Here is an 11,108-nt window from a genome sequence, read left to right as displayed (position 1 = left end):
CATCGGTTGATAAACTTTCTACGTCGGCTGCAACGTCTAGTACATAGGGTTTGAAACGCTTTGCTTCAAAGTCAAAACCAGCGTCTTTTCCAAATAAGGCTTTAAATTTACCATGGCCTTGTTGTTGTAATTCGTCTAGTTTTTTGTCGGCATCAAGTGCCTGACGATAAACAATTTTTAAGTTAGCGTTGAGTTGTTCAATTATAGAATCCATGGTTTTCCTAAAGCTTTGTACTGCATGGCCGATATAATACGTGGATTACATTTAAAAGTCAGGTTAGTAATATGAATATATCAGGTTCAAGTTTACCCGTTATGTCAGGGGCTAGCGAAAGTGGTGAAGTTTACAGCGCTTCTTTGGCTAAAAAACAGCAACAGGCAGACGGCGCAGCTGCGCTTGCACTAATTGAAGGTGCTGCGCAATCATCAAGTGCGCAAACACCGGCTAAATCGGTGACTGCAACACTTGGTAATAACATAAACGTATACGTTTAAATGTCGCCCTAAATAAGTTTGAGATCGATAGGGGTTTTACTTTTTTGACCGCCTATTTCTCTTACTAATTTAGGCACTAAAAATCCGGGCAGAGCTTTTAAAAGCTCTGCCATTATTTTTATTGCTTGCTCTTCGTTAATATCAAAGTGACTCGCGCCTTCAACTTTATCTAGCAAATACAAATAATACGGCAGCACGTCGGCATCAAATAATGCTTCACTTAAATTCATTTGTGCGTCAACCGTATCGTTCACGTCTTTTAAAATAACCGCTTGGTTTAATAGCATAACGCCTGCATGTTTAAGCTTTTGCATTGCGGCTTTAAACTCATCATCTATTTCGTTGGCGTGATTTATATGGTTTATAAATACAACTTTTAATGGTGATTTTTGTAAGCGGGCACATAGCTCGTCGGTAATTCTCGCAGGTATTACCACAGGCAAACGGCTGTGTATTCGCATACGTTTTATTTGCGGTAATTTTTCAAGCTCATCTAAAAACCAGCTAATGGCATCGTCTTTGGCCATAAGCGGGTCGCCACCACTTAAGATCACTTCGTTTATATTGGTATCTGATTTTATATAGCAAAGGGCATCTAGCAGGCTTTTTTTATTAAGTTGGTTTTCTTGATATGGAAAATGACGTCTAAAACAATACCGACAATTTACCGCGCAACCGGTTTTAAACATAACTAAAACACGCGATTTATACTTATGTAAAATCCCGGGTTGATCGTTGTCTTGCTCAAGCAAGGGATCTTTATTAAACCCCGATTTTTTTAAAAACTCTTGATGACGAGGCATAACTTGCAGCAATAGAGGATCGTTTGCATCACCTTTACGCATTTTTTTTATAAAAGGCACTGGCACCCGTACCGGAAATAAACTGCGAGCTTTTAGGTCGTTTTCATGGACTTGGCTCGATAAACCAACCATTTCAAGCAAGGCTTTTGGACAGGTAACTACATTTGCTAATTCTTTTTGCCAGTTTTTATGCAAATTTGCTTCATTTCTTTGTATCATTGGCACGTAGATTACTCGAAAAAATTAAAATAGAGGAAACGATGGCGAATTATAGCACCAACGAGTTCAAGGGCGGCCTAAAAATTATGATGGACGGCGAGCCTTGCAGTATCTTAGAAAATGAAATGGTAAAACCTGGTAAAGGCCAAGCGTTTAACCGTGTTCGTATCCGCAAGCTTATTTCTGGCAAGGTACTTGAAAAAACCTTTAAATCAGGTGAATCGGTTGAAGGTGCTGATGTTATGGATACGGACTTAGCGTATCTTTATACAGACGGTGAATTTTGGCATTTCATGAATAACGAAACATTTGAGCAAATTGCTGCTGACGAGAAAGCTTTAGGCGATGCTGGCAAATGGTTAGTTGAAAACGATGTATGTACTATCACACTATGGAATGGCAGCCCAATTGCAGTTACTCCACCAAACTTTGTAGAGCTTGAGATCACTGAAACAGATCCTGGCCTAAAAGGTGATACAGCGGGCACGGGTGGTAAACCAGCAACACTTAGCACGGGTGCAGTAGTTCGTGTTCCATTATTCGTTCAAATTGGCGAAGTAATTAAAGTAGACACCCGCAGTGGTGAGTACGTAGGCCGTGTTAAGTAATATTTAACGTAGCTTAATAATACCAATCCGCAAAGAGCAACACAGCCTAAGCGAATTGGTATAAATCCCAGCCTATGCTGGGATTTTTTTTGGAGAAAATATGTCAGCAACACTTTGGGCGCCCAGCGCAAATATAAAAACATTAAAACAACGCGCAGAAATTTTACGCACAATCCGTGAGTTTTTTTACGTACGAGATGTAATGGAAGTAGAAACACCGAGCTTAAGTGCTGCTAGTGTCACTGATGTTCACTTGGCAAGTTTTAATACTTCATTTATGGGCCCCGGGCATGCTGGTGGTTTGCCTCTTTATTTACAAACATCCCCCGAGTTTGCAATGAAACGCTTGTTAGCGGCCGGTTCAGGTTCTATTTTTCAGCTTTGCAAAGCATTTAGAAATGAAGAGGCGGGCAGCCATCATAACCCTGAGTTCACGATGCTTGAGTGGTATCGTCCTGGGTTTGACGAATTTGCATTGATGGATGAAATGGATGAGCTAATGCAGTGTGTACTTAATGTGGAGCCAGCAACGCGTATTACTTATCAGGATGCATTTAAACAAGTATTAGGCCTGGATCCACTGACAGCATCTTTAGATCAACTAAAGGCGCATGCTTGTGAGCACGGCTTTGCTGACATAGCTAAAAACGAAACTCATAAAGATACCTTGCTACAGCTGTTATTTTGTATGAAAGTAGAGCCGAGCATTGGGCAAACTAAACCCTGTTTTGTCTATCATTTTCCTGCCTCACAAGCGGCATTAGCGCAAATTTGTGAACACGATGAGCGAGTCGCTGGTCGTTTTGAACTCTATTATAAAAATATGGAGCTTGCGAATGGCTTTAACGAGCTAACCAACGCAACAGAACAAGCTAAACGCTTTGATGAAGATAACCAGTATCGTGAAGCGCACGGTTTAAAACAAGTTCCGATGGATTCGCGCTTAATTGCTGCATTGGAGCATGGTTTACCGCAATGTTCAGGCGTAGCATTGGGGATTGATAGGCTGATAATGTTAGCAACTAACAAAGACACAATTAAAGATGTAATTGCCTTTGATGTAGATAGAGCCTGATACTTGCCCTGTAGGCACACAGCTTGCTGGCGCGTTAAAGCGAGGCTTTGAAAGGGTGTTTGATTATACCGATTGTACTTAAATTAAAGTAATTAGAGGCGTTGCTTCTCACGTGAGCAAGCTCGACGTCTATAAATAAAAACACCGCGCTTTAATTAAACGCGGTGTTTTCTAATCTTTAACCTACAACTGACAACTGACAACTTACAGCTCTAACGTAAATGTTATACCTGCTACTCTTGGCTCACCTAATTGTGTGTAGGTATGCGTTTCGTAGCCATCAAGTGGGTCGTTACCGAACTCAAAGCCACGCGTCGGCACAGCTTCATCAAACACGTTGCGTGCCCATGCACGAACTGACCACATGTCAGCGTCGTAACCAAAGCTTAAGTTAACTAAGTTGCTGTTAGGCGCTTTTGAGTTATGGCTATCTGAGAAGTAGTAATCGTCTTTCCCTTCAATACCCACCATGGCATAAAAAGCATTGGTAAAATTGTAGCGTGCGGTAAATGCATATTGGTACTTAGGCGATTGGGCTTGTTCACGGCCATCTTGGTTTAAACCAGATTGCGTTACAAAGTTATCTATTTCTGTGTCTAAGTAACCAGCGCTACCGGTTAATAATAGGTTGTCGGTGAGTCGGTAGTTACCTTCAATTTCAAGGCCGTAGTTACTACCAGAGCTTGCGTTATCAACGTAGCCTGTAAACTGCTGGCCTTCAACTTGCCATGCTTTTAACTGTATGTCGTCGCGGTGCATATAAAATGCCGCAAGGCGAAGTGTTAAAGCGTCATCGAGTGATGATCCTTTAACGCCAAACTCACCGCTCCATAAGTATTCAGGGTCGAAGCTGGTGTGCTGTTGAAAAAAGTTAGCGTCTAGGTTTAGGCCTTCATCTTTTGCTTTTGCAAGCGCTTCAGAGTTAATACCACCGGCTTTGTAACCACGCGTAATACTTGCGTAGATCATAGTGCGATCTATTACTTGATACTCAAGCGCAACTTTACCACCGAGCATAACATCGTCGGTTTCTTGTATAAAACCGTTACTGTCGGTGTAATCACCTTGGTATTGCTCAACACGTAGGCCTGTTATTAAGGTGGTTTTTGGGCCAATAGGGGTTGCTACTTGGCCATACAATGCAATATTGCTGGTTTCATAGGTAGAGGCAAATGGGCTTGCAAGCCATGTGTATTGGCGCTCTAAATCAACATCGCGGTTTTGATAATAAAGACCCGCAACCCAGTTACCGGTTTTATCGTTAAACTGTAAGTTAGCTGATTGATCTTCGCGATCGCGATTATAAATATCAGTAGAGCTGTAACCCCAAGGGTGTAAGCCTGCAGCACAAAGTTGCGGCTCGTTAATATCATTACATACCCAGTCTTCATCGTAGCTGTAAAGTAACTCGCTATCGATTGCTGAAACATTAAGGCTTACATCAAATTTATCGAAACCCGTGTAAGTGTTAGCAATACCTACCGCGTAACTTTTTTGGTTATCTTGACCTGGTTCATCCGCAACGCTGTCGCGGCTGTTGTCGAGCGTAAAGGCATCGTAACCATTGTTTATATCAATATAATGAAAATTTAACTCAGTGTTTAGGTTTTCAGTAAGCTGAGAGTTTAACTTAAAGCGTGCAACTTGCTCGTCTTGATTTTGTGTTGACTCGTTCAGGTATAAGTTGTCTACGTAGCCGTCAGATTTTCTGCGAAAGTAACTAACACGAGCCGTTGTATCGTCGGTCAAACCAGTGCTTGCTGCAAGGCCTGCTTCATGGCTGTTGTATGTGCCAGCACCTAAGTGCAGTTTTAAACTCGGATCGCTAGTTGCTTTAGCTGATTGCATTTGGATCATACCGGCCATGCCGTCTGCACCAAAGCGTGTTCCTTGAGGTCCACGGTAAATTTCTACTTGGTCAATATCAAATAATAATGAACTGCCACCAAGGCCAGAGTAGTTAATGCCATCAATAACTAAACCAACCGAAGGGTTAATAGGATCAACAAATTGTGAGCGTAAACCCACGCCACGAATTTGTATAAAACGCCCACGAGACGCACCCGCAGTGAAGTTTACGTTAGCGGCACTGCCTAATATTTCGTCTAAGTAACTTGCACCACGTAGGCTTATTTCTTCTTCACTGAGTAAACTTGCACTGGCACTTAAAGTTTGAATAGTTTCTCGTTGAAAGTCACCGGTGACCACTATTTTTTCTATGTCGCTATCATCAGCATTAGCTGAAAAAGGGGCGCTCATTAGCGGCAAAAGTGCGGTAGTGATTAAAGACAAACGTAAGTTCATTTTGTTACTTAACTCCATTTTAGGGGCTTATGCTGGGGTCTGTTGACCTTTTAGTATTAATCTTAAAAGACAAACTGACCCTAGTAATTATTTTTATACCTGTGTTATAACGCAGCGATTATACGTAAAAAAACTAGGATTACTAATATGACTTTTAAAGTTGATTTTAAAGTACGTCATTACGAATGCGATTTACAAGGGATCGTTAATAACAGTGTTTATTTTAATTATTTAGAACATGCCCGCCATGAATTCCTATTTTCGAACGGTGTTGACTTTGCATTACTTGCTAAGCAAAAAGTTAATTTAGTTGTGATTCGTAGTGAAGTTGATTACAAGCACTCATTGGTGCCAGAAGATGAGTTTTATGTGTCTGTAAAGCCCGTTCGTCTAAGTCGTTTAAAGTTTGCGTTTGAGCAAACTATTGTACGTAAACACGACCAGCAAGTGATGCTTAAAGCAAAAGTAATAGGTACTGCCGTTAACGAAAAAGGGCGTCCTTTTTTACCACCCGAAATGCAAACCCTATTCAACAATAATGATTTAGGCTAACTCATATTCCATATATAACGTTTTATGAACAAAAAATTACATTTAAAACATGCAAATTTAACGGATAAATCGCATAAATATTGTTATTATGACATTAATTAGACAATGAGTTAGTAGCAGTATGAAATTAGCAGCAATACCGATGCTTATAATCGGTTTATGTGTTGGTTGCGCATCAACAGGGACCGTTACCAGTGAGCAGCTAAAATACACACAATGGCAGTTATCTACAATTGATGATTTAGCCTTAGAGGAGCAATACACGGCCTCCGTTAGCTTTATAGAAGCGCTTCAAGTAAATGGATTTGCAGGATGTAACCGATTCTTTGGCGAGGGTCAACTTAACGAAAGTAGCCTTAGTGTGCAAAAAGTTGGAATGACCCGAAAATCTTGCGGCGAAAAAACAGATAAGTTTGAACAGCAGTTTTTAAAAACGTTAAAGCAAGGTGCAACGCTTAGCATGCAAGGTCAAAAATTAGTTATGCAAGGCGAGCAAAAGTTTGTATTTGTTGCTAAATAAATTTTAGAGTTTTAAAAAATGACCCCTTGCGGGTCTTTTTTAACTGGCGTACACTCAACGCAGATTTAATAAGATTGTTTATTAAATCAACGAACAATTTATATACTTGTCGGAGTGCCTAAGTATGTTGCTTAGGCTGAGATCGCGAAAGCGGGATCCGTGAACCTGATCAGGTTAATACCTGCGTAGGGAACAAGCTGCCTAAAACGGGACGCTTGTGCGTCTTTTTTTATGCGTGCAATAAAGCGATACCCATTTTAGGCTGCAAAGTGGCATGAAGCTACTTTACGATCTTTCTCTATTCCTTTTGGAATATCTGACAAGACAACCCTTTAGTTATGAGGTAAGTCATGTCAAACACTACAAATAAATCATCGCGTCGCGAAACGCGCGCAGCTGCATCTGAATATATTTATAATTTAACAGGGCAGCCATTTCCAAATTCTCAAAAAGTGTACGTTGAAGGTAGCCAGCCAGGCGTGCGTGTAGGTATGCGCGAAATAACACTCAGTGATACGTTTATTGGTGGCACCGACGAAAATCCGGTGTATGAATCTAATGAGCCCCTTCGTGTTTACGATACATCGGGCCCTTACACTGACCCAAATTTTGAATTAGATGTACGCAAAGGGTTACCAAAATTTCGTGAGCAATGGATTGCAGGGCGCAACGATACAGAAGTACTCGATTCGGTCACCTCGCAGTTTGCACAGCAGCGTATGGCTGATGATGGACTTGATCATATTCGATTTGATCACCTACCAAAAATTCGCCGTGGTAAAGCGGGCAAAAATGTCACACAAATGCATTACGCCCGCCAAGGTATTGTAACGCCAGAGATGGAATACGTTGCAGTGCGAGAAAATATGGGGCGTGCAAAGATTCGAGAAGAGTTATTAGCTGCGCAACATAAGGGTGAGTCGTTTGGCGCGAGTATTCCCGATTTTATAACCCCTGAATTTGTACGTGACGAAATAGCACGCGGCCGCGCAATTTTACCTAACAATATCAACCATCCAGAAACCGAACCAATGATCGTGGGCCGTAACTTTTTGGTTAAAGTGAACGCTAATATAGGTAATTCATCGGTCACTTCATCTATTGAAGAAGAAGTAGAAAAAATGGTGTGGTCGACTCGTTGGGGCGCCGATACCGTAATGGATTTATCAACAGGGCGCTATATTCACGAAACACGTGAGTGGGTAGTACGTAACTCGCCTGTACCCATTGGTACTGTGCCCATTTATCAGGCCCTTGAAAAAGTAAACGGTGTAGCTGAAGACTTAACGTGGGAAATATTCCGCGATACCTTAATTGAACAAGCAGAGCAGGGCGTTGACTACTTTACTATTCATGCCGGTGTGCTTTTGCGCTACGTACCTATGACGGCAAAACGTGTTACAGGTATTGTATCGCGCGGTGGCTCTATTATGGCCAAATGGTGTTTAGCGCACCATAAAGAGAACTTTTTATACACGCACTTTGAAGATATTTGTGAAATTTTAAAACAATACGATGTGTGTTTTTCATTAGGCGATGGCCTTCGCCCAGGCTCTATTGCTGATGCAAACGATGAAGCACAATTTAGTGAGTTACGTACATTAGGCGAGCTAACACAAATAGCATGGAAGCATGACGTACAAGTATTTATTGAAGGGCCAGGGCATGTGCCAATGCACATGATCAAAGCCAACATGGATGAGCAACTAGAACATTGTGGCGAAGCGCCATTTTATACTCTAGGCCCACTAACAACCGATATTGCACCAGGGTACGACCACATTACATCGGGCATTGGAGCTGCGCAAATAGCGTGGTATGGCTGTGCTATGTTGTGTTATGTAACGCCAAAAGAGCATTTAGGCTTACCAAATAAAGAAGACGTCAAAGAAGGTTTAATTACCTACAAAATTGCAGCGCATGCCGCCGATTTAGCTAAAGGACACCCAGGCGCGCAAGAGCGCGATAATGCCTTGTCAAAAGCGCGTTTTGAGTTTAGATGGCATGACCAATTTAATATTGGTTTAGACCCTGAACGTGCACGCGAATACCACGACGAAACACTGCCACAAGAGTCGGGCAAAGTAGCTCATTTTTGCTCTATGTGTGGCCCTAAATTTTGCTCTATGAAAATCAGCCAAGAAGTACGCGATTACGCTAACGATTTAGAGGAGCGTGGTATTGATCCCAATAACGCGGGTGAGGCTATTGAAATTAAAATGATTGATGTAGAAGCGCAAATGAAAGCTAAATCAGAGGAGTTTAAGCAAACGGGCTCTGAAATTTATCACAAAGCGATATAATTCGACCTTAGGCTGCGGATATCTAACTACGTGCAATGAGGTGGCTACCTTAGCACAAGATTGCATGTAGTTTTTGACTCGCGGCCAGCCAATGAAGGATTTTTTATGCAGTACCATATTGCCATTGTTGGATTTGGTTTAGCAGGAAGGCTTGCTGCACTTGAACTAAGTAAGCAGCACAATGTGAGTGTGTTTGAGGCCGATGATGAACATGCTCTCAATAGCGCAGGCAAAGTTGCAGCAGCTATGCTTGCGCCATTGGCTGAGTCGGTATTGTGTGAAGCCGATTTAGCGCAAATGGGGTTGGATTCGATTAATCGCTGGCCACAAATAATTGAAGAGCTTGAACACGATGTGTTTTTTCAGCAGCAAGGCACATTAGTGGTTGCACATCAGCAAGATAAAGGCGACCTACAAAGCTTTACCCAGCGAATAAAACCCATAGCTGGGCACAATGCTGAGGCTTTAAATACTCAGAAAATAGCGCAGTTAGAGCCAGAACTTGCGAATCGTTTTAGCCAAGGTGTGTTTTTACCCTGTGAAGGGCAAATAGATAACCAAGCCTTTTATAAAGCAAGCTACAGCATGCTTAATAGGCGAAAAGTAAAGTTTGTGTTTAATCAGCGGGTAACTATTAAAAATGGTGAAATTAATAATCGCCCGTTTGATTTTATTATTGATTGCAGAGGGCTGGGCGCAAAAAAGGAGCAACTGCTTCGTGGTGTAAGAGGTGAGGTTGCGCGACTTTATGCACCAGAAGTTAATTTAACGCGCCCAGTGCGATTAATGCATCCGCGGTATCCTATTTATATTGCACCAAAACCTAATAATGAATATGTCATTGGTGCAACTGAAATTGAATCGCAAGACAGCGGCCCAGCCACTGTACGTTCAACACTAGAACTATTGTCGGCAGCTTACACGGTGCATAGTGGGTTTGCAGAGGCCCGTTTATTAGGGATACAAACAGGGCTTCGCCCTGCGTTTAGTGACAACAGACCGCAAGTAAAAAAATCAGGAAATGTTATTAGCATTAATGGCTTATATCGTCATGGCTATATGTTAGCTCCTGTTCTTGTTGCACAAGCGCTATCGTACATAGGTGAGTATTAAATGAAGATTACGTTAAACGGTGAGCTTTTAGATTTAACCTCTCATGCGTTACTTGAGATATTAAAAGAGTATGGAGCAAGTGCCCCTTATGCGGTGGCTGTTAATGGCGTATTTATACCAAAAAGTCAGCATAACGGTTTTGTTATAAATGAAGGGGATAGCATTGAATTGTTATCGCCCATTCAAGGTGGGTAGCGCATGCAAGTAAAAGACACGCTAAATATTTATGGTGAAGCAATTAATAGCCGATTATTAATTGGCACCGCTTTGTATCCATCGCCAGATATTATGACGCAATCAATTAAAGCGTCCGGTGCGGGGGTTGTCACGGTATCACTAAGGCGCCAGCAAAGTGCAGAAGCAGGTGATGACTTTTGGCAATTGATAAAAAATACGGGTTTAAAAATATTGCCCAATACGGCCGGATGCCACAGTGTAAAAGAAGCGGTAACCCTTGCTCAAATGTGTCGTGAAGTATTTGCTACCGATTGGATTAAGCTTGAGCTGATAGGTGATGACTATAACTTGCAACCTGATCCATTTGCTTTGCTTGAAGCCACAGAAATACTAATTAACGATGGGTTTAAAGTACTGCCTTATTGCACCGATGATTTAGTGCTTTGTCAGCGTTTAAATGACCTAGGATGCGAAGTGCTTATGCCATGGGGGGCACCAATAGGCACAGGAAAAGGCTTGTTAAATAGTTACAATTTAAAAACGATTCGTGAGCGCTTACCAAATACAACACTTATCGTGGATGCAGGGTTAGGTCTACCGTCGCATGCCTGCCAAGCGCTTGAATTAGGGTATGATGCTGTATTATTAAATTCAGCCATTGCTGGGGCGGGTTGCCCAAAAACTATGAGCCTTGCATTTAAGGCGGCGGTTGAGGCAGGGCGCTTTGCTTATAACGCTAAAGCAATGCCCGAAAAAGACCTCGCAGCACCCTCAACTCCTACAATGGGCATGCCGTTTTGGCATCAGCAGTAAGGAAATAAAATATATGAATAACGTAGTGTGGACAATTGCCGGATCTGATTCTGGCGGTGGCGCAGGTATTCAAGCCGATATAAAGGCGATGCAAAGTTTTGGTGTACATGGCTGTACCGCAATTAC

13 protein-coding genes and 1 riboswitch are annotated in these 11,108 nt (G+C 42.0%); of the genes, 10 read left to right on the top strand and 3 right to left on the bottom strand.

Features of this window, described 5'->3' with window-relative positions; genetic code table 11:
- A partial coding sequence (locus BCG07_RS11205; RefSeq protein ID WP_286890177.1) for a prephenate dehydrogenase occupies positions 1-214 on the bottom strand: 214 nt, incomplete at its 3' end.
- 71 nt (positions 215-285) lie between these two features.
- Here BCG07_RS11205 and BCG07_RS11200 point away from each other — a divergent pair.
- Complete coding sequence (locus tag BCG07_RS11200; protein WP_006792059.1) at positions 286-495, top strand: hypothetical protein; 210 nt, start codon at positions 286-288, stop codon at positions 493-495.
- An 8-nt stretch (positions 496-503) separates the two neighbouring features.
- Here BCG07_RS11200 and epmB read toward each other — a convergent pair whose 3' ends face one another.
- A complete protein-coding gene (epmB, locus tag BCG07_RS11195; RefSeq protein WP_286890175.1) occupies positions 504-1,517 on the bottom strand; it encodes an EF-P beta-lysylation protein EpmB in 1,014 nt (337 codons plus the stop codon).
- Between the two features lie 41 nt (positions 1,518-1,558).
- Here epmB and efp point away from each other — a divergent pair, with 41 nt between their 5' ends.
- Both efp and epmA read left to right on the top strand, forming a co-directional pair.
- Positions 1,559-2,125 carry an elongation factor P gene (efp, locus tag BCG07_RS11190; RefSeq protein WP_006792061.1) on the top strand — a complete coding sequence of 189 codons (567 nt, stop codon included), beginning with the start codon at positions 1,559-1,561 and terminating at the stop codon, positions 2,123-2,125.
- 100 nt (positions 2,126-2,225) lie between these two features.
- Positions 2,226-3,200 (top strand): elongation factor P--(R)-beta-lysine ligase, encoded by a 975-nt coding sequence (gene epmA / locus BCG07_RS11185; protein WP_058550673.1) that lies wholly within the window; start codon positions 2,226-2,228, stop codon positions 3,198-3,200.
- Between the two features lie 204 nt (positions 3,201-3,404).
- Here the strand turns inward: epmA and BCG07_RS11180 are convergent, their stop codons facing one another.
- Positions 3,405-5,522 (bottom strand): TonB-dependent receptor, encoded by a 2,118-nt coding sequence (locus tag BCG07_RS11180; protein WP_286890172.1) that lies wholly within the window; start codon positions 5,520-5,522, stop codon positions 3,405-3,407.
- A gap of 129 nt (positions 5,523-5,651) precedes the next feature.
- Between BCG07_RS11180 and BCG07_RS11175 the strand changes: the two genes are divergently transcribed.
- From BCG07_RS11175 to BCG07_RS11145, 7 genes are all read left to right on the top strand, one after another.
- Positions 5,652-6,056: an acyl-CoA thioesterase gene (locus tag BCG07_RS11175; RefSeq protein WP_058428325.1), complete on the top strand. Its 405-nt coding sequence runs from the start codon at positions 5,652-5,654 to the stop codon at positions 6,054-6,056.
- Positions 6,057-6,177: 121 nt separating this feature from the next.
- Complete coding sequence (locus tag BCG07_RS11170) at positions 6,178-6,576, top strand: META domain-containing protein (RefSeq protein ID WP_286890170.1); 399 nt, start codon at positions 6,178-6,180, stop codon at positions 6,574-6,576.
- Between the two features lie 100 nt (positions 6,577-6,676).
- Positions 6,677-6,785, top strand: a riboswitch (TPP riboswitch).
- A gap of 141 nt (positions 6,786-6,926) precedes the next feature.
- Positions 6,927-8,879, top strand: a complete 1,953-nt coding sequence (gene thiC, locus BCG07_RS11165) for a phosphomethylpyrimidine synthase ThiC (protein WP_008130246.1) — start codon at positions 6,927-6,929, stop codon at positions 8,877-8,879.
- Between the two features lie 105 nt (positions 8,880-8,984).
- On the top strand, positions 8,985-9,992 hold the full coding sequence (locus BCG07_RS11160; protein ID WP_286890168.1) for an FAD-dependent oxidoreductase: 1,008 nt from the start codon (positions 8,985-8,987) through the stop codon (positions 9,990-9,992).
- On the top strand, positions 9,993-10,187 hold the full coding sequence (gene thiS, locus BCG07_RS11155) for a sulfur carrier protein ThiS (protein WP_286890166.1): 195 nt from the start codon (positions 9,993-9,995) through the stop codon (positions 10,185-10,187).
- Positions 10,188-10,190: 3 nt separating this feature from the next.
- Positions 10,191-10,982, top strand: a complete 792-nt coding sequence (locus BCG07_RS11150; protein WP_286890165.1) for a thiazole synthase — start codon at positions 10,191-10,193, stop codon at positions 10,980-10,982.
- Positions 10,983-10,995: 13 nt separating this feature from the next.
- Positions 10,996-11,108, top strand: a 113-nt coding sequence (locus BCG07_RS11145) for a bifunctional hydroxymethylpyrimidine kinase/phosphomethylpyrimidine kinase (protein ID WP_286890179.1), incomplete at its 3' end; no start/stop codon positions are given.

Source organism: Pseudoalteromonas sp. ESRF-bin5 (assembly GCF_002632075.1).
Classification (GTDB): Bacteria; Pseudomonadota; Gammaproteobacteria; order Enterobacterales; family Alteromonadaceae; genus Pseudoalteromonas; species Pseudoalteromonas marina.
This window is presented reverse-complemented; position numbering and strand designations above follow the sequence as displayed.

Excerpts from the sequence above, each read along its gene's own strand:
- BCG07_RS11200 (WP_006792059.1), top strand. The coding sequence starts at position 286 with ATGAATATATCAGGTTCAAGTTTACCCGTTATGTCAGGGGCTAGCGAA.
- epmB (WP_286890175.1), bottom strand. The coding sequence starts at position 1,517 with ATGATACAAAGAAATGAAGCAAATTTGCATAAAAACTGGCAAAAAGAA.
- efp (WP_006792061.1), top strand. The coding sequence starts at position 1,559 with ATGGCGAATTATAGCACCAACGAGTTCAAGGGCGGCCTAAAAATTATG.
- epmA (WP_058550673.1), top strand. The coding sequence starts at position 2,226 with ATGTCAGCAACACTTTGGGCGCCCAGCGCAAATATAAAAACATTAAAA.
- BCG07_RS11180 (WP_286890172.1), bottom strand. The coding sequence starts at position 5,522 with ATGGAGTTAAGTAACAAAATGAACTTACGTTTGTCTTTAATCACTACC.
- BCG07_RS11175 (WP_058428325.1), top strand. The coding sequence starts at position 5,652 with ATGACTTTTAAAGTTGATTTTAAAGTACGTCATTACGAATGCGATTTA.
- BCG07_RS11170 (WP_286890170.1), top strand. The coding sequence starts at position 6,178 with ATGAAATTAGCAGCAATACCGATGCTTATAATCGGTTTATGTGTTGGT.
- thiC (WP_008130246.1), top strand. The coding sequence starts at position 6,927 with ATGTCAAACACTACAAATAAATCATCGCGTCGCGAAACGCGCGCAGCT.
- BCG07_RS11160 (WP_286890168.1), top strand. The coding sequence starts at position 8,985 with ATGCAGTACCATATTGCCATTGTTGGATTTGGTTTAGCAGGAAGGCTT.
- thiS (WP_286890166.1), top strand. The coding sequence starts at position 9,993 with ATGAAGATTACGTTAAACGGTGAGCTTTTAGATTTAACCTCTCATGCG.
- BCG07_RS11150 (WP_286890165.1), top strand. The coding sequence starts at position 10,191 with ATGCAAGTAAAAGACACGCTAAATATTTATGGTGAAGCAATTAATAGC.